This is a genomic window from Verrucomicrobium sp. BvORR106, assembly GCF_000739655.1.
Lineage (GTDB): Bacteria > Verrucomicrobiota > Verrucomicrobiia > Verrucomicrobiales > Verrucomicrobiaceae > Verrucomicrobium.
In genome coordinates this window covers 1-16501 of sequence record NZ_BATR01000172.1, presented here as the reverse complement: position 1 = coordinate 16501, position 16501 = coordinate 1, and the positions used below count along the sequence as shown (strand labels likewise).

Here is a 16501-nt window from a genome sequence, read left to right as displayed (position 1 = left end):
TGCAATTCACACCATCAAGTGCAAAAAGCTGTCACCTATGTTCTGAACCAGAAGTGTTACCTATGTTTTGAACCTGCACCCCAGGCGCGGGGATCGATGTTGGCGGTTGCTTCGAAAGCCAGGGTGATGTTAGTTCCAATGCATGCCTCGCTTGCTCATTTCCGGAGGGCCAGGATCTGGCTGCACCTCCACCGCCAGGGCTTTGGGCGAGCGGTTGGGTGTGCCGGTGGTTGACTCTGATGCTTATTTACACAAGCCGACGGACCCGCCCTTTCAAGAACAGTACACCTTGGAAGAAAGGCGCGCTCTTTTGAAGCCGGTGTTGGATCCTGAAGGGAGCTGGATTCTCAGCGGCTCCGTGGCGACGTGGGGGCTGCACCCGCTTGCAGCCACTCATGGGGTTTTCTTGAAGATTTCGAAAGAGGTGCGGCTGCAGCGTTTGTTGGCCCGACAGCGCGATCAGTTCGGTGCGCGGATCGAACCTGGCGGAGACATGCAGGAGGAGCATGAGGCCTTTCTGGAATGGGCCGCCGGCTACGAAGAACGGGAAGGGGCGGGACGAAATTTGACGACGGATCGGGCATTCCTGACGGCGCAGTGCGCACGGTTTGTAGAGGTGGAGGGAGAAGCGACGGTGAATGAAATCGTCGCGAGGTTAGAGGAGTTTGTTGGGGATTGATGAATAAGTGACGCGCACTTCGTACAGAGGGCTTTGTATATGCCGCTTGCCAAAGTCTGAGTGGTCGGGTAGTGGGCGAATTCGCAATGGCAATTCCAGCATCACCCAAGGTCGGTAGACTCAGCCGTCTGCGGGCTGTTCTCTTTGTCACTGTGGGCCTCTTTGCTGCAGCAACCTGCTGGTATCGAGACTTCCCGGCCATTCCCAACTCACGCCCTGCGCAGATTGAGAAGGCGCTCTATGGGAAGGGAGCCCGGTGCTACGTTTACTCACTCGGTGGGTTCATTGATCGGGAGTACCTCTGGAGGATTGACGGGGCACCTGATGCCATCGCAGCGGTGATTGAGGAGCTTGAGATGGAAGAGGCTAAAACAATTCCTGATTCATTTTGGAAGATGCCACCCTACTACTGGCCCCGCAAACTCTCGGAAGGTGCCAAGCCCTATGGGAGTGCTGGTTTTGTGAATGAGGAGCACGGACATGATGGTGAGCACTATTTCCTGCTGCACGACACGAAATCGAACCGGGCCTATGTCTGGTTCAGGGACAATTTCTGATGAGGCTCCTGCATGTGTATCGTGCGGCGGAGGTGCGGAGGACGCTGGCTTTCAGGAGACGAAGCATCTACACAACGCTTTCAGCGTTGAAGAGCTTCTCTGACTGTACCCAACGTTAACTCGCTTGAGGCTCGTCTAACGTTGGGCTGTGCTACAAATCCCTTACAGGGATTGGCTGCGGACTGAGGTGACATTTGGAGACGATTTGGCGTCCCGAAGGGATGCTGGACGGTAGCCGGTGGTGCCAATCACCGGAAGGACGTTTTCACGTAGATGTCGCGTCCCGGAGGGACGCTGGAATGGGGCGCGAATCGATTGCGGGAACCCTGCCAGCCATCGTGGGGTCCGGCGTCCCTCCGGGACGCAAATGCTTCTTCTACCAGTATCCGGTGGTTGGCACCACCGGCTATCATCCAGTGTCCCTCCGGGACAGGAGCTTCCTGTAGTTTGTACGGGATTGGTGCCAAGTCAGAACCGAATTCAAATGAGCCAAGGACGTCTGCATCGTCAAGGTGTGTAGAAAAAGCCGCGTATAGCCGTATCAGACAGAGATGCTTCATCTATGAGAATGCGATCACAAATCGCGACCTTGATGGTCGTGACGCTTGGTTTGGTCGGTGCCTTTGCCTGTTGGCTGTATTGGCCCGCATTCCGTGGCTGGCGGGAGATTAATGCTGGAATCCGGTGCATTCAGTCTTGGGATCCCTCGTCTCGTGAGACAATCGTGCACACCTTTCATGCAGACACCTTCTCCAATGACTGCTCCAGTCAGACCATCAAAGGGTTGTATCTCAAGGCCGCTGCGTCACTTGCCGGTCGATCTGGTGAATTGAAATGCTATCGATGGCGCGACGCCTGGGGATGGAAACGGGTAAGCGTGGTGCTGCCTGCAAAGGGCGGCTACATCGAAGTGAGAGCCTCATGTAACAACGACAACGATGCGGTCTCAATTCGCATCGCACCTGGAGCTTTTGAACCGTCAAACGCGGAGGTGCTTTCCTCGCTGGAACTTCCCTCTGGCGTCTATCGTTGCGACTGGAAGTCGAAGTCGTAGCAAACAAGGCTCAATGAGGATCTCGATCCCTGCGCCTCAAAAGACAAGGCGTTCCGCATTCCCATCCCTACTCTCCGGTGCTTTCGGGGCCGTAGTATTTCTCGCCCAGCACGATCTTCAACCTGCCCTGGGCCATGCGGTGTTTGTTCGTGTCCCGCAGGGAGTAGATGCAGCCGCAGTATTCCTGCTGGTAGAAGCGTTCTTCCTTGGAGATCTCCAGCATGCGGCTGGAGCCGCCTTTCTTGCGCCAGTTGATCTCCCAGTACTTCATTCCTGGGTAGCGGGCGGAGGCGCGGACGCCGCAGTCGTTGATCTGGGCCAGGTTCTTCCAGCGGGAGATGCCCAGGCAGCTTGTGATGACGGGATAGCCGTGCTCGTGCGCATACAGCGCGGTGCGCTCAAACCGCATGTCAAAGCACGCGGTGCAGCGGGCACCGCGTTCGGGTTCCCACTCCAGACCCTTCACGCGCTGGAACCAGTTGTCCTTGTCATAGTCCGCATCCACAAACGGGATGGAGTGTTTCTCCGCGAACCGGATGTTCTCCTGTTTGCGTAGTTCATACTCCTCACGTGGATGGATGTTGGGATTGTAGAAATAGATGGCAAACTCAATGCCGGAGGCGGCGATGGCCTCCATGACCTCTCCGGAGCAGGGGGCGCAGCAGGAATGCAAAAGCACCCGGCCGCCCTCGATGGGCGGCCGGAGCTTTTCACGATCTGTAAACTGCAGCTCCATGCAAAGGAGGTCGTATGGACTAGGCCGCGGCCGGGGCGAAGTGCTTCTGTAGCAGGCCTAGGTCGAGGTTTGGGTAGACGGGGAAGCGGGAAAGCAGGGCGTGAATACGGTCCTGGGCTTCCTTTTCAGCCTCGGGCTTGATGGTGAACTTGGCCTTGCTGCGGGTGTCGGGCTTGCCCTCGGCCTTCACGATATCGGGCTCCGTGTTGCTGAGGATGAGCTTCAGCACGGCGGCGATCTCCTTCATCTCGGCCGGGCCCATGCCCAGGGTGGTGATGGCCGGGGTGCCGACGCGCAGACCGCTGGTGTACCAGGGGCCGTTGGGGTCGAAGGGGAGGGAGTTGCGGTTCAGGGTAATACCACAACGGCGCACGGCCGTCTCTGCCTGGCGGCCGGTCAGGCCCAGGGCGCGGACGTCGATGAGCAGCAAGTGGTTGTCCGTGCCGCCGGTGGGGATGGTCAAGCCTTCTGCGACCAGGGCCTCAGCGAGAGCCTGGGAGTTCTCCACGATCTTGGCGGCGTATGCCTTGAACTCAGGTTGATTGGCCTCGGTAAAGGCCACGCCCTTGGCGGCCATGACGTGGGGCAGGGGGCCTCCCAGCACAAGGGGGCAGCCCTTGTCCACGTACTCGGCGAATTCCTTGGTGCACATCACCATGCCGCCGCGGGGGCCGCGCAGGGTCTTGTGCGTGGTGGTGGTCAGCACGTGAGCAAACGGGGCGGGATTGAAGTCGCCGCTGAACACGCCACCGGCCACGAGACCAGCGAAGTGAGCCATGTCCACCATGAAGACGGCACCGACCTTGTCGGCGATCTCACGCATGCGGCGGAAGTTGATCTTGCGCGGATAGGCGCTGTAGCCGGTGAGGAGGATGAGCGGCTTGATTTCCTCTGCCTGCTTCTCAATCGCGTCGTAGTCGAGGAGGCCGGTGGCCTTGTCCACCGCGTAGGAGTGGGCCTCAAACATCTGCGCGGAGAGGTTGTGGCGGTAGCCGTGGGTGAGGTGCCCGCCGGAGTAGTAGTCGAGGCCCAGAAGCTTCTGGTTGCCGGTGACGGCGCGGACCTTGTTCCAGTCTTCCACGCTCAGCTTGCTCGGGTTGGGCTCGCCCATTTCGGCCAGCTTGGGAGTGACCACGCGGGCGCTTAGGATGGCCCAGTAGGCGACCATGTTGGCATCCGCACCGCTGTGGGGCTGCACGTAGGCGTGCTCGACGCCGAAGAGCTGCTTCGCCTGCTGGCACGCGTAGTCTTCGATCTGGTCCACGTTGTCGCAGCCGGCGTAGAAGCGGGAGAACACGAAGCCTTCAGCGTACTTGTCCGTGAGCAAGTTGCCCATGGTGAGCTGCGTGGCCAGGGAGCAGTAGTTTTCACTGGCGATCAGCTTCAGGTGGCTGCGCTGGTCGGCCAGCTCCTGGACGATCGAGCCTGCGAGACCCGGGGCCACCTTGGCGGTTTCCGTGAGATTGGCCAGGTAGGCCACCGTGGCGTTGTCGAGCTGGTCGGCGGGCGTCTGGGCGATGTAGTCGAGGAGCGGGCTGGTGGGCATAGATCGTGTGAACGGGAATGGGATTGAGGCCATCTACTCTTGCCGAACTTCGCCGAAGGGCCAATTCATATTATTGCGGGTCGGCATTCGCCGGGTTTATTGGCCGGGCCGGGAACTTCGGCGTCCAGCATGACTCCCGCCCCCTCCTCTTTCTCGGCCGATGCCCTGGTTCGCTTGCGCTGGGTGGCCGTGCTGGGGCAGCTGGGGGCGCTGTTCGTCGCGTGGCGTCAGTTTGACGTGGCCATCCCCTGGGGAGCGGTGCTCGTTTTCCCGGCGGTGACCGTCCTCACCAACATCCTGCTCGTGGCCCTGCGGCGGGCGGGCAGCGGGCTGATCAATGCGGCGGTGCCCCACGTCATGGTGTGGGATACCCTGCTGCTGGCTGGGCTGCTCTACTGGACCGGGGGCACCCAGAATCCCTTTGCCCTCTTTCTCCTGGTGAACGCCGTACTGGCTGCCGTGACATTGGGGCGAGTGGCCGCCTGGCTGCTCCTTGGCCTCGGGCTGGCGTGCATGATGTTCCTCTTCACCCATCATCACCCGCTGCGCACGGTGCAAGGCGGGCCGCTGCCCGGGCAGGTGCTGGGGGTGGGACGCATCACCTCCTTTGTGCTCGTCAGCGGAACGCTTATCCACTTTGTGCAACGGCTGCTCCGGCAGCTTCAGGCGGAAACGGATGAACGCCGCCGCACCCACCTGCGATTGGAGGAGGAGCGTCGGTTCCACGCCGTGGCCACGCTGGCAGCGGGCGCGGCGCACGAAATGGGCACCCCGCTCTCCACCATCGCACTGGTGAGCCGGGAGCTGGAACTGGAGTTGGAGGCGACGGGAGCCGAGGACGCCGATTTGGTCCAGATGTCTCGCACGATCCGGCAGGAGGTAGAGCGTTGTCGTGCCATTTTGGAGCGTCTGCGGCCGCCGGACACCTCCGGGGCCCGTGAATCCTTCACCCTGGAGGAGCTGGAAGCTTCGCTCGCAGCCTCCCTGGGAACCGATGATCGGGGCCGGGTGCGGTTCCACTGGGCTCCCAAGCAGACCGTTCTCCTGCCCAAAGACGCTGTCCGCGAGGCGCTGGCCAATCTGGTGCGCAATGCCCTGCAGGCGGCACCCGTTCCCTCGATTGTGGACATCTCGGCCACCGCTGAAGCGGGGCGCATCCGGTTCGAAGTGCGCGATCATGGTCCAGGTCTGCCCGCAGGCATGCGGCACCACCTGGGCGAGCCCTTTGTCACCACGAAGTCTCCTGGTCAGGGGATGGGACTGGGCCTGCACCTCGTTCGCCTGCTGGCCCACCAGATGGGGGGAAATCTCACGGCCACCCCGGCAGACGGTGGAGGGGAGCGATTCGTTCTGGTCCTCCCAGTAGGCGAGAGAGGCTGAGAATTTGGCGTTTGAAGGTTGGATTTTGGAAATTCCCACAAGGGCGTGCTGCGGCATTTTGCCGCGTTTGGGGCGCGGGGCGGGGCTCCGCGAGATCGGATCGCATAAGGTCTTGATCTTGATCCGGGAACTCGTTGAATGACCGTCGCGATGAAAAACCTTCTTCTGGTGGATGACGACGAGACGTTCCGCGAGCAGCTCTCCCGCGCGCTCCTGCGCCGGGGATATGCCTGCCAGATGGCTCCCACTGGGGAGGACGCCGTCACGATGGCCCGGCAGCAGGCTCCGGATGTCGCCGTGGTGGATCTGCGCATGCCGGGCATGTCCGGCATCGAAACCGTGAAGGCCCTTCATCAGATCGCCCCGCGGGCGCGCCTGCTGGTGCTGACCGGGTATGGCAGCATCGCCACCGCCCTGGAGGCGGTGCGAGTGGGGGCGGCGGATTACCTCACCAAGCCGGTCAATGCGGACCAGGTCGTGGCCGCCATCGAAGGCCTCCCCGCCAATGCGGAGGCCGCTCCGGCCACCGTACCTTCTTTGGATCTTGTGGAGTGGGAGCACATCCAGCGCGTGCTCCATGACTGCGAAGGCAACATCACCAAGGCCGCCACCATACTGGGGGTGCATCGCAGATCACTGCAGCGGAAGCTGAACCGGTATGCACCGGGAAGATAGGGCGGTGGTCCGGTAATTCGGTGATTCAGTAAATCAGTAGGGCGGTGGCAGGAGTTGAATTGTGTGAATCACTTTTTGGCGACAAGTTGGAGTAAGCTTTCACGCTTTTCAGAACATGTTTCCCACCAATTGTCTGGCAAACCTTGTGCTGATTGCGCTTGCTGGCGTGGCTCTCGCACAGCCGGTCAGCGCACCTCCTGTTACTTGCGAAGACTCCCTCGTCGCCAAGGTCGCGATGGCCCCCAAGCTGGACTCGGCCTTCTACCATCAGAGCCAGTCCTCCTATCATTGGTGGATCGTGGAAAATGAGGAGGGCAATCTGGAGGACACCGCGGACGGCGAGATCGATGCCGATGACTTGCTCAAACTGGAGCACACTGCGAACGTTGTCTCCACCCATCAGGGAGAGCATTTGATGGGGTTCTGTGAGGTGACAGCAACGACGGACGGTGCGGTGCTGATATTCGCCGGAGGCATGCCAGCCTATGCGAGCAGCCTGACAGTTGAACTGGACGCGAAGCGAAACTTCAAATGTTCATTTGCTGCCACCTACCCCGGCCCAACCAACCCACTGAGGTGGAAAATTACCAAGAAGGAGCTCAAGCTGAAGTCGCCCACTCTCACTGGTGGGACGAGGTTGTATGGTTGGATTTCGGTCACCTTTGATGAGATTGACACGGTGACTGGTGCCAGCAAGAGCCACAAGATTGAAGGCTATTTCAAGCCGGTGGTGCAGCATAAGAAGCCTTGAGAAACTTGGCACTGGTTTCTCACTGCTGTGGTAAATAATATGCCTTGGCGACTGCTGCTTTTCACTGCCATCATTCCCCAATGAAGCCCCACCATCCGGCGCTCAGGCTTGTGGCTCTGCTGCTTTCCTGTCCAGCTCAGGTGCTGAGTTACTTCTGCCTGTTGATGGCCTTGCTGATGTTTGGCAATTTCAACTTCAACAAGGCGTGGCATTGTCTCGTGTTCGGGGCCACCTTAGCGGCGCCGATTCTCTCGACAGGTGGGCTGATTGCATACTGGCGGCACAAAACTTGGGCATCCTTCATCCTAATGCTGCTGGGAGTGGCGCTTGGTGCGACGCTCTGGATGCTCTGGACGTCGCATTTGTCCCGTGGATTGATCCACTGACCCGTTCGTCTATTTGGCGGCCCCGTGTCCGGCAGTAAACAGAGGGCTGGCCTTCTGCACGGACTTCAGCACGCCCCAGCCCAGCGGGATGGCTACGATCAGCCAGACGATGATGACCTTTATCTGGGAGGGCTTCATTTTGCTGAGGGAGTGGGTTGATGATGCTTGGGGTCGACCGGGCGCACCAGCAGATTGCAGACGCAGCCGAGTAGAAGCAATCCCGTCATGAGGTAAAGCGTGCTGTTGTAGGCCTCTGCCGCTGGCATGCCCGCCTTCTTGTTGGCGGTGGAGATGTAGTTGATGAGCGTGGGCCCGATCACAGCGGCGGCGGACCAGGCCGTGATGAGCCGCCCGTGAATAGCTCCCACCTGAGCGGTGCCGAAGAGATCGCGAAGGTAAGCCGGGATGGTGGCGAAGCCGCCTCCGTACATGGAGATAATCACGGCGGTCACCGCCACAAAGACCATCTTTTGCCCGGTGTTTTGTACCCAAGGGAGGGAGGTGTACAAAGCCGCGCCGAGAAGAAAGTAGATGCAATACACCACCTTGCGTCCTGTGAGATCGGATACGGAGGACCAGATGAAACGGCCACCCATGTTGAACAGGGAGAGCACGCCTACGAAGCCAGCTCCCACGGCAACGGAGACGCCAAACATGTCCTGAAACATGAGCGAGGCCTGACCCAGGATGCCAATGCCCGCGCTGACGTTCAGGCAGAGCACGATCCAGAGCAGCCAAAACTGAGGGGTCTTCCAGGCCTGATCCACGCCTACACTTGCGGTGGTCACCAGGCTTTTGGGTTTGGTCGGCGGTTGATAGCCGTCTGGTTTCCAGTTCGCAGCAGGAACTTTCACCAGCCAAGCCCCAAAGCTCATGAAGACCGCGTAGATCGCTGCCATGGTGAGAAGTGTAGGAGCCACTCCCTGGCTGCTCACGGGGCGGAAGTGGGTCATCAGCTCCGTGGCCAGCGGTGAGCCCACGAGAGCTCCGCCGCCGAAGCCCATGATGGCCATGCCCGTGGCCATACCGGGGCGGTCGGGGAACCACTTCACCAAGGTGGACACGGGGCCGATGTAGCCCAGGCCCATGCCGATGCCGCCCACAAAGCCGTAGCCGAAGAGCACGAGCCAGAGCAGGTGCAGCTTCACACCCAGCGCTGCCAGCAGGAGGCCGCCACAGAAGCAGGCTGCGCTGGCCACCATGGTCATGCGGGGGCCGTTGCGTTCCACCCACTTGCCAAACACAGCGGCGGAGAGGCCCAGCATGATCAGCGCAATCTGGTAGGCCCAACCCACCTGCGGAATGGTCCAGTCCCCAGCCACTGAAGCGTCGCCTCCAAGCAGCTTGGTCAAGGGCACATTGAAGACGCTGAATCCATACACCTGGCCGATGCACATGTGCACGGCGATGGCGGCAGGCGGCACCATCCAGCGGGAGTAGCCGGGCGGGGCGACAGTGCTTTCGCGGCTGAGAAAGTTCATGGAAATAGCGGTGGCCTCAGGATCGCAGAGTTGCGTGCAGGGTTATTTGGCGGGGCTGGCGTCTTTGGCTGGCTCCTCGCCCAGCTTGAGTGTGGGCTTTTCTGCGGTGTCAGAGACCAGGAGGGTGAGCCAGTGTCCGTTCATCGTGTGACCGGGAAAGCCACAGGCGAATGCGTATTCACCGGACTCATCTGGCGTGAACTCAAAGGTCCGCTTGTCAAAGGCAATGCCCTGGAGGTGTTTTTCAATGCCTGCACCTTTGAAGTAGGGCTCCGCCACCTGGAGCTTCCGTACATCGTCCTTCTCCACCACGATCACGCTGTGAGGGACCGGGCTGGGGTTGATGAAGGTGACATGGACCTTCCACCCCTTGGGGATGGTGTACTCCGCTGCGCCTTTGGCGTAGCCGTTGAAGTTCATGCCGTAGTTGTCATCGTTGAATACAGCGACCAGCGTGACCTCCACCGTCTTGGGCTCCTTGCCCAGCCGCAGGAAATCGTCGGCCGTGATGTCTTTGATCAACTCGATCTTCCGTCCGCCCCCAGTGGCCGGTGCGTGGTGATCATGGCCTGCAGGAGCCGGAGTCTGGCCCTGAACGAGGGCCATGGGTGCGAGGAGTAAACCGTGAAAAAGTACGGCAAGGCTGGTTTTCATAGATGGGGAGGGGGTGGCCAGCACCGTGGTGCGCCGGTTTGCGCTCGCCACGGCGATGGCCAATGGGTTGAACAAGGACCGTCTTGCGACCTTATTTCTTCTGCAACGGAGCCAGGCTGGCACCCTTGGGCACATCATCAGCGGCCACAATTTTCCAGAGCGCTCCACGCTCGCTCACCGTGGGATCCACCGGGCCGCCATAGTTCGCCGTGGCATGGGTGATGTAGAGATTACCTTCTTCATCTTCCCCACCACTGGTCGGGCGCAGGGGAGTGTCCAGATCCAGGAGTTCCTGCATCTGCCACTTGTCGGCATCATCCCGTTTCATGCCCCAGATCTTCCCGCTGCCCCAGTCGGAGACAAAGTAGATGCCGTTCAGGCTGGGATACTTCTTGCCACGGTAGACGCCGATGCCAGTGACGCAGATGCCCTGATCCACGTGGCTGTACTCCGCGACGGGAAGGATGCCTACACGGGGATTGGTGGCCTCATCTTCAATGGGGAAGGTGTGGCTGCCGCCCATGAAGCTCCAGCCATAGTTTTCGCCACCCTTGCTCGCCGCGGGCTGGAAGTTGATTTCTTCCCAATGATTCTGCCCCACATCGGCGATATAAAGGTCTCCCGTTTCGCGATCAAAGGAAAAGGTCCATGGATTCCTCAAACCATAGGCCCAGATCTCGGGGCGGGCTTTCGGTTTGATCTGGGAGAACTGCTTCTCTGAGATACCGAAAAGCGTCATCTGTTGGAGCGGAGTCAGGAAGGGATTGTCCTTGGGGATGGAGTAAGCGCGATCCGGAGTGCTGTTCTCCACGTCGATGCGCAACATCTTGCCATGCAGCGTGCTCTTGTCCTGGCCAGCGTCCAAGACATCGCCCTCCCATCCGCCGTCACCCACGCCGACATAGAGGTAGCCATCGGGTCCGAAGGCGATCTTGCCGCCGTGGTGGTTGGGATAGGGGAAATCGATCTGCATCACCACCTTGGCGCTATCGAGGTCAGCGCGATCGGGGTTCTTGGCGGATACCTTGTATTGTGTGACCAGCGTGGAGCTGTTGAACCACAGGTCGGCATAGGAAATGTAGAAGATCCCGTTCTCCTTGAACTTGGGATGGAACTCGATGGCATACAGGCCGACTTCCAGGAAGGAGCTGATGGTCTTGTCCCGGATGTCCAGGAAGGGTTTATCGAGAAGTTTTCCGTCTTTGACGATGCGGATGATGCCATGGCGCTCGCAGACGAAGAGCCGACCGGTGCCGTCTTTGGGCGACGCGACGTGGACCGGATCCACCAGTCCGTCAGCAACTTTGACCAGCTGAATAGCAGGATTCCCGGGCAGTTTGCCACCGGGTTGTGCCGGTGGGACTTCTGCGGAAAGGGCGAACGGGGCCATGACCCCCAGCGCAAGCGCTGCAAGTGGAAGCGTTTTCATGATGTTGCGACTAGGAAAAAGGCGGCGTTTCCGGTCCATTGTGGGCCGGGCCTCCTTTTTATTGCATTAGCATTACAGATTTGACGCGGGTCATCAAGAGTGTGGAGTAATGGTGACCCGGTGCTCCCGTCAGAATGTAGCGGGCGCGGGAATGGCAGATGCAGGCGCACAAGGCGCTGGATTTGTAGAGACTTACGCAATCGAAAGGTCTCCGGGACGCTTCGATTTAGCAGGGTCGCCCAGATTCAATGGGAGTGTCGAAAATGGCGAGGGGGCATGGTTGCGCGGGCGCGTGGAGCAAATGGATTGAGTCTGTCGAAGCTTGGTGGCGTCGGAGAGATGGCGAAGCTTGGAGATGCCTCAGCGGAACCTGAGGAACTGACATGGAGGTGTTGAATGCGGTGGGGAGAAAGAGGAGGCTGACGGCTTTCCCACCTGATCATCTCCTGCGGCGGTACCCAAGGTTGACTCGCTTAGGGCTCGTCCAACCTTGGGCTGTGCTACAGATCCCCGCTGGGGATCGGCACATTTTGCGATGTCGCTCCTTGCTTCGGCCGTCATTGTTTTGACGGTGTTGGTCTGGATCTCACCCTTGGCTCGTGGCATCATCCACTAGATCCTCCCCACTCAAATCATGATTGAAGTCCGACGGGCAAATTTCTCCGATGTGAAGCGCATTGCCGAGATTCAAGTCGCAGGCTGGAAGGCCGCGTATCGTGGAATCGTTCCTGATGAATACCTCGACGGGCTCGCTGCCACCAGTCGGGTTCCGCTCTGGGAAAGGTTCTCCGTCGATGAGAAGGGGGATCTGTATGTTGCGGATTCTGGTGACGGAGTTGCGGGCTTCTGTCACCTGATCCCCTCGCGTGATCCTGGTGCCACAGGCACGGCGGAGATCGCCGCCATCTATGTTAATCCTGGTGCCTGGAGAGCCGGCATCGGGCGCAAACTGTGCGCGACAGCCGCTCTGTCAGCATCGGAGCGAGGATATGAGAGAGTGACGCTTTGGGTGCTGGCGGAGAATCAGCACGGACGTCGATTCTATGAGGCGATTGGTTTCGAACACGATGGCACTCTGAAACACGTGGTGGTGAACGGAACCCGCCTGGAAGAAGTGCGCTACCTCATGCCGTTGTCGGCATCCTCTGGTTTGAGAATCCGGGGCTGACGGTGAACTTGGCTTTTGGATCCAAGTTGGATTCGAGAAAAACGAGTTGATTCGAAGGGGGCAACTGGGAATCTTGATGTTCAATGGCCAGCAAGTGGCTGATAGACATGAAATCCGTTCCTCTGGTCATTTTTCTGACGTCTCTGCTTGCCGGGGCACTTCTACTCTATTCCCAGCGCCAAGCTCGGAATGACTACTTCGAGTACTGCACCACCAAAGCCTACGGATTGCCATATCCATGGCGGATCGAGAACTGTGAATGCGACGGGAAGGGTGGTCTGACCGAACATCCGACGGAGGCGAAGCTGTGGAATGGGATGGCAGTCTTGATGTTTGCGGGAACATTTTCTGGATCATCACTGCTCCTGTTCAGGCAGGCTTGTCGTTCAGGGAGACCGGAGAGTCACTAACCAGGTCAGCGCCATGCTGTGTCTTCGCTTTTGCTTCCATCGCTTCTGCGCAAAGCCAATCATCATCGTCTGGATGTTGGGTGCGCTCATCGCCTGGACGTCACTCATGGTCTGGTTTGCTGGGCGTGGGGTGATTGAGCTGGTGCAGGTGGATTGGGGCGCAGCGGTCCTGCTTATGATTTGCCTCCTCGCGATATGGCCAATGGGCTATGTCGTAGCGGTAGGGTTCGCAGGCCGATGGGTGATGCAGCTCTGTGAGCGATGCAATGGCGGGCCGTACGAACTGGGGGAACGGGTCATGATCCTGTCCGGCCCCTGCTCGGGTGCCGTGTCATCTATCTGCGAAAAGTTTGTTGGGCAGATTGGGGAATCATATTCCAGAGTGGACTTGGGGAATGAGATCAAAGCCCGGAGTGAGGATCTCGTTCCTGACTATGCTCTGCTCCGGTTGTCCCCGCGGAGATGAGGCTCGCAGACGATGTCGCTGAGTTAACGCGCGCTCTGGTTCCACGAACCTGCCATCATCCCAGCCGTCGATTCTTGTCGATGATTCCCGCGATGATGACCAGGTAGGAAGCGAGTCTCACAGCGTATACCAGCGGGGCCATTTCATTGTCCAGATTCAGCAGCGTGCGCATGATGCGCTCCATCATCATAAGCAGGAAGGCCGTGCAGAAGTAGAGAAACAACCGGTCCCGCGTCCGCTGCCAGAAACGCCAGAAGAATGCCGCGATGGTCAGGCTGGCGGCCGCAATCATTCCTGAAAGAAAAGCTCCGGACATGGTCAGGTGGGCAGATTGCGAAGGGCGGCTACGAGGAGTGGGAGTTGAAGATCAGGCCGTAGAGTTGCACGGCCATGGCGGCACCAGTAAGGAGGTTCCGCTGTAGGGAGAGATCGCCCGAGGGGTACACGATCATGTCAAAGATCAGCACCACATTGCTGGCGGCCAGCAGGGTGAAGCACAGGGCGCTCCACATCAGCAGGGGGAGGCGTGTCTTTCGATACCCACGAAAGAGGAGGATGGCGCAGACGAAGGCGGACAAAGAGCAGAGGATGTAAACGGTCTCCACCATGGCAGGTCACGTGTGCTGGCGAAATTTGAAGGCGTTGGCGAAGGATTGGGCAGGGTCCTGTGGGGCCTGCTGACGTCGTCCGGGGTGGTAGATCACCTCGATGACCCGTACGGGGTAGGCTCGGTAAACTTGAGCGAGATCCTGCATGTACTCGCGCAGCTCCGGAGTGCTCGGCGCGAACTGGTAGGTAGGGGCTCCCTGCCCTGAACTGCTCTTCACCGCCAGTCCATGTGCGACCATGGTTTCCAGCCAGGCAGTGATTGACCCTCGCGAACTCAGGATCTTGCCGTACACCTCATCGGCTGTGAAGGTGGCCTCCGGGGCGGCCTCCAGGAGCAGCATCACTTCCAGATGCTCCACGGCGAACACGTAGTGCTCGACGAAATTACGGATGCGATCTGTGAGGACTCCTTCTGACACGAGGCTTTCTGTCGGGGGACGTGAGAGTTGAGGTGGCTTGCCGGGTTGCCTCCCGATTGGACCCAGTGTTCGCAGCCCGGTCGTGCGGTGGATGGATTTATTTTGCGCGGTCTGCAAATTAAAGTGGTGGGCGATGGCAGTCGTATTGAGGTAAAGCATTGCCCTGACCCACCAGCGCGGCGGCCATCTGCCGTGCGATTCCGTATCCCCGCGTTGTTCCTCGCAGAATTCTCCCGTCAGTTTCTCATCCGCTGCCGCTAGTGTGCCCATGAAGTCCGCCGCCTCCACCGAGCCCGTTGGAATCTCCAGCCACGGAGATGAGTACCTCATCGAAATCCTGAACTCCATGCTGGCATTACGCAGTGGAGACTTTTCCAAGCGGCTGCCCTCCGGCTGGACGGGCATCCAGGGAAAGCTGGCCGATGCGTTCAATGAAATCCTGGGCATCAACCAGCGACGGGTCAAGGAAACTGCCCGCATCCGCCGGGTGGTGGGGAAAGAGGGCAAGCTCAACCAGCGCCTGCGCGTCCCAGGCTTGGTCGGGGACTGGGCAGAAGAGGTGGATGCCCTCAATGACTTGATGGATGATTTGGTGCGCCCGACCACGGAGGTGACCCGCACGATTGGTGCGGTGGCCAAGGGGGATCTTAGCCAATCCATGGCGCTGGAGGCGGACGGCCGCGCGCTCGAGGGCGAGTTCCTGCACTCCGCGCAGCTTGTGAACCGAATGATCGACCAGCTCTCCGTCTTCACTTCTGAGGTGACCCGTGTGGCTCGTGAAGTGGGCACCGAGGGCAAGCTGGGTGGGCAGGCGCAGGTGAAAGGGGTGTCCGGGGTGTGGCGAGACCTCACGGAAAGTGTGAACCAGATGGCGGGCAACCTCACCGCCCAGGTGCGAAACATCGTCGACGTGACCCTGGCCGTGGCGAATGGGGACCTTTCTAAGAAAATTACCGTGGACGTCCGTGGGGAAATCCTTCAGCTCAAGGAAGGGATTAACACCATGGTGGAGCAGCTTCGCTCCTTCGCCTCAGAGGTGACTCGTGTGGCCCGAGAGGTGGGCACCGAGGGGCGCCTGGGTGGCCAGGCGGTGGTGCCGGGCGTGGCCGGAACGTGGAAGGATCTTACAGACTCCGTGAATGCCATGGCGTCCAACCTCACGGCGCAGGTCCGCAACATCGCCGCCGTGACCACGGCGGTGGCGCGTGGTGACCTCTCCCGGAAGATCACGGTGGACGTGAAGGGGGAAATCCTAGAACTCAAGGAAACCATCAACACGATGGTGGACCAACTCAACGCCTTTGCCGCCGAGGTAACCCGCGTGGCTCGTGAAGTGGGCACCGAAGGCAAGCTGGGTGGTCAGGCGGAGGTGAGCGGGGTGGCCGGGACGTGGAAGGATCTCACGGACAACGTGAACTTCATGGCCAACAACCTCACGGCGCAGGTGCGCAACATTGCGGACGTGGCCACGGCCATTGCTTTTGGCGACCTTTCCCGCAAGATCACGGTGGACGTGAAAGGGGAGATCCTGGAACTCAAGAACACCATCAACACGATGGTGGACCGCTTGAACTCCTTCGCCTCGGAGGTGAGTCGCGTGGCGCGTGAGGTGGGTACCGAAGGGGAGCTGGGCGGCCAGGCCGAAGTGGGTGGCGTGGCCGGGACGTGGAAGGATCTCACGGACAACGTGAACTCCATGGCGTCCAACCTGACGGCCCAGGTGCGCAACATCGCCGATGTGGCCACCGCCGTGGCCAACGGTGACCTTTCCAAAAAGATCACGGTGGACGTGAAGGGTGAGATCCTCGAACTCAAGAACACCATCAACACGATGGTGGACCAGCTCAATGGATTCGCTTCAGAAGTGACGCGCGTGGCGCGTGAAGTGGGTACGGAAGGCAAGCTGGGCGGCCAGGCCCAAGCGCGTGGCGTGGCGGGCACGTGGAAGGATCTCACGGACAATGTGAACTCCATGGCGTCCAATCTCACGGCGCAGGTGCGCAACATCGCCGACGTGGCCACCGCCATCGCCCGTGGTGACCTTTCCCGTAAGATCACGGTGGACGTGAAGGGGGAAATCCTCGAGCTCAAGGAAACCATG

General features: G+C 59.8%; 18 protein-coding genes. 9 read left to right on the top strand and 9 right to left on the bottom strand.

What is annotated here, in order from left to right; all coding sequences use genetic code 11:
* Positions 1-142 precede the first annotated feature (142 nt).
* The 3 genes from BV106_RS31070 to BV106_RS31060 all read left to right on the top strand — a co-directional run bounded on the left by BV106_RS31070 (position 143) and on the right by BV106_RS31060 (position 2290).
* Positions 143-679: an AAA family ATPase gene (locus tag BV106_RS31070; RefSeq protein WP_051946608.1), complete on the top strand. Its 537-nt coding sequence runs from the start codon at positions 143-145 to the stop codon at positions 677-679.
* Positions 680-765: 86 nt separating this feature from the next.
* Positions 766-1236, top strand: coding sequence for a hypothetical protein (locus BV106_RS31065; RefSeq protein ID WP_265596261.1), 471 nt, complete (start codon positions 766-768; stop codon positions 1234-1236).
* 724 nt (positions 1237-1960) lie between these two features.
* The gene (locus tag BV106_RS31060) at positions 1961-2290 is read left to right on the top strand and encodes a hypothetical protein (RefSeq protein ID WP_265596260.1); all 330 of its coding nucleotides are present in this window, start codon (positions 1961-1963) and stop codon (positions 2288-2290) included.
* A gap of 67 nt (positions 2291-2357) precedes the next feature.
* Here the strand turns inward: BV106_RS31060 and BV106_RS31055 are convergent, their stop codons facing one another.
* Complete coding sequence (locus BV106_RS31055; protein ID WP_038171404.1) at positions 2358-3026, bottom strand: epoxyqueuosine reductase QueH; 669 nt, start codon at positions 3024-3026, stop codon at positions 2358-2360.
* 19 nt (positions 3027-3045) lie between these two features.
* On the bottom strand, positions 3046-4572 hold the full coding sequence (locus tag BV106_RS31050; RefSeq protein ID WP_051946606.1) for a glycine hydroxymethyltransferase: 1527 nt from the start codon (positions 4570-4572) through the stop codon (positions 3046-3048).
* Positions 4573-4701: 129 nt separating this feature from the next.
* On the opposite strand from BV106_RS31050, the gene BV106_RS31045 reads away from it, so the two are divergent.
* The 4 genes from BV106_RS31045 (at position 4702) to BV106_RS31030 (ending at position 7764) form a co-directional block, all read left to right on the top strand.
* Positions 4702-5952, top strand: a complete 1251-nt coding sequence (locus BV106_RS31045) for an ATP-binding protein (protein ID WP_038171403.1) — start codon at positions 4702-4704, stop codon at positions 5950-5952.
* 150 nt (positions 5953-6102) lie between these two features.
* On the top strand, positions 6103-6627 hold the full coding sequence (locus BV106_RS31040) for a response regulator (RefSeq protein ID WP_081892479.1): 525 nt from the start codon (positions 6103-6105) through the stop codon (positions 6625-6627).
* A gap of 115 nt (positions 6628-6742) precedes the next feature.
* Positions 6743-7378 (top strand): hypothetical protein, encoded by a 636-nt coding sequence (locus BV106_RS31035; protein ID WP_038171401.1) that lies wholly within the window; start codon positions 6743-6745, stop codon positions 7376-7378.
* 80 nt (positions 7379-7458) lie between these two features.
* A complete protein-coding gene (locus tag BV106_RS31030) occupies positions 7459-7764 on the top strand; it encodes a hypothetical protein (RefSeq protein WP_038171399.1) in 306 nt (101 codons plus the stop codon).
* Positions 7765-7773: 9 nt separating this feature from the next.
* Here the strand turns inward: BV106_RS31030 and BV106_RS39035 are convergent, their stop codons facing one another.
* The 4 genes from BV106_RS39035 to BV106_RS31015 all read right to left on the bottom strand — a co-directional run bounded on the left by BV106_RS39035 (position 7774) and on the right by BV106_RS31015 (position 11328).
* Positions 7774-7902, bottom strand: coding sequence for a hypothetical protein (locus tag BV106_RS39035; RefSeq protein ID WP_265596259.1), 129 nt, complete (start codon positions 7900-7902; stop codon positions 7774-7776).
* The gene (locus BV106_RS31025; protein WP_038171398.1) at positions 7899-9245 is read right to left on the bottom strand and encodes an OFA family MFS transporter; all 1347 of its coding nucleotides are present in this window, start codon (positions 9243-9245) and stop codon (positions 7899-7901) included. Before BV106_RS31025 ends, BV106_RS39035 begins: the two co-directional genes overlap by 4 nt.
* 42 nt (positions 9246-9287) lie before the next feature.
* Positions 9288-9899, bottom strand: coding sequence for a sulfocyanin-like copper-binding protein (locus BV106_RS31020; protein ID WP_265596258.1), 612 nt, complete (start codon positions 9897-9899; stop codon positions 9288-9290).
* Positions 9900-9990: 91 nt separating this feature from the next.
* Positions 9991-11328 (bottom strand): PQQ-dependent sugar dehydrogenase, encoded by a 1338-nt coding sequence (locus BV106_RS31015; RefSeq protein WP_038171397.1) that lies wholly within the window; start codon positions 11326-11328, stop codon positions 9991-9993.
* A 634-nt stretch (positions 11329-11962) separates the two neighbouring features.
* Here BV106_RS31015 and BV106_RS31010 point away from each other — a divergent pair.
* On the top strand, positions 11963-12496 hold the full coding sequence (locus BV106_RS31010; RefSeq protein WP_038171396.1) for a GNAT family N-acetyltransferase: 534 nt from the start codon (positions 11963-11965) through the stop codon (positions 12494-12496).
* 931 nt (positions 12497-13427) lie between these two features.
* Here BV106_RS31010 and BV106_RS30995 read toward each other — a convergent pair.
* From BV106_RS30995 to BV106_RS30985, 3 genes are read right to left on the bottom strand one after another with little or no spacing between them, the layout of a single operon-like run.
* A complete protein-coding gene (locus BV106_RS30995) occupies positions 13428-13688 on the bottom strand; it encodes a DUF5985 family protein (protein WP_038171393.1) in 261 nt (86 codons plus the stop codon).
* Between the two features lie 28 nt (positions 13689-13716).
* Positions 13717-13980, bottom strand: coding sequence for a DUF5985 family protein (locus tag BV106_RS30990; protein ID WP_038171392.1), 264 nt, complete (start codon positions 13978-13980; stop codon positions 13717-13719).
* Between the two features lie 6 nt (positions 13981-13986).
* Positions 13987-14400 carry a hypothetical protein gene (locus BV106_RS30985; protein WP_038171390.1) on the bottom strand — a complete coding sequence of 138 codons (414 nt, stop codon included), beginning with the start codon at positions 14398-14400 and terminating at the stop codon, positions 13987-13989.
* Between the two features lie 346 nt (positions 14401-14746).
* Here BV106_RS30985 and BV106_RS30980 point away from each other — a divergent pair.
* Positions 14747-16501, top strand: a 1755-nt coding sequence (locus tag BV106_RS30980; RefSeq protein ID WP_343123386.1) for a HAMP domain-containing protein, incomplete at its 3' end; no start/stop codon positions are given.

Bases quoted from the DNA above. Each gene is read 5' to 3' on its own strand.
- BV106_RS31070 (WP_051946608.1), top strand. From the start codon at position 143: ATGCCTCGCTTGCTCATTTCCGGAGGGCCAGGATCTGGCTGCACCTCC.
- BV106_RS31065 (WP_265596261.1), top strand. From the start codon at position 766: ATGGCAATTCCAGCATCACCCAAGGTCGGTAGACTCAGCCGTCTGCGG.
- BV106_RS31055 (WP_038171404.1), bottom strand. From the start codon at position 3,026: ATGGAGCTGCAGTTTACAGATCGTGAAAAGCTCCGGCCGCCCATCGAG.
- BV106_RS31050 (WP_051946606.1), bottom strand. From the start codon at position 4,572: ATGCCCACCAGCCCGCTCCTCGACTACATCGCCCAGACGCCCGCCGAC.
- BV106_RS31045 (WP_038171403.1), top strand. From the start codon at position 4,702: ATGACTCCCGCCCCCTCCTCTTTCTCGGCCGATGCCCTGGTTCGCTTG.
- BV106_RS31040 (WP_081892479.1), top strand. From the start codon at position 6,103: ATGAAAAACCTTCTTCTGGTGGATGACGACGAGACGTTCCGCGAGCAG.
- BV106_RS31035 (WP_038171401.1), top strand. From the start codon at position 6,743: ATGTTTCCCACCAATTGTCTGGCAAACCTTGTGCTGATTGCGCTTGCT.
- BV106_RS31030 (WP_038171399.1), top strand. From the start codon at position 7,459: ATGAAGCCCCACCATCCGGCGCTCAGGCTTGTGGCTCTGCTGCTTTCC.
- BV106_RS39035 (WP_265596259.1), bottom strand. From the start codon at position 7,902: ATGAAGCCCTCCCAGATAAAGGTCATCATCGTCTGGCTGATCGTAGCC.
- BV106_RS31025 (WP_038171398.1), bottom strand. From the start codon at position 9,245: ATGAACTTTCTCAGCCGCGAAAGCACTGTCGCCCCGCCCGGCTACTCC.
- BV106_RS31020 (WP_265596258.1), bottom strand. From the start codon at position 9,899: ATGAAAACCAGCCTTGCCGTACTTTTTCACGGTTTACTCCTCGCACCC.
- BV106_RS31015 (WP_038171397.1), bottom strand. From the start codon at position 11,328: ATGAAAACGCTTCCACTTGCAGCGCTTGCGCTGGGGGTCATGGCCCCG.
- BV106_RS31010 (WP_038171396.1), top strand. From the start codon at position 11,963: ATGATTGAAGTCCGACGGGCAAATTTCTCCGATGTGAAGCGCATTGCC.
- BV106_RS30995 (WP_038171393.1), bottom strand. From the start codon at position 13,688: ATGTCCGGAGCTTTTCTTTCAGGAATGATTGCGGCCGCCAGCCTGACC.
- BV106_RS30990 (WP_038171392.1), bottom strand. From the start codon at position 13,980: ATGGTGGAGACCGTTTACATCCTCTGCTCTTTGTCCGCCTTCGTCTGC.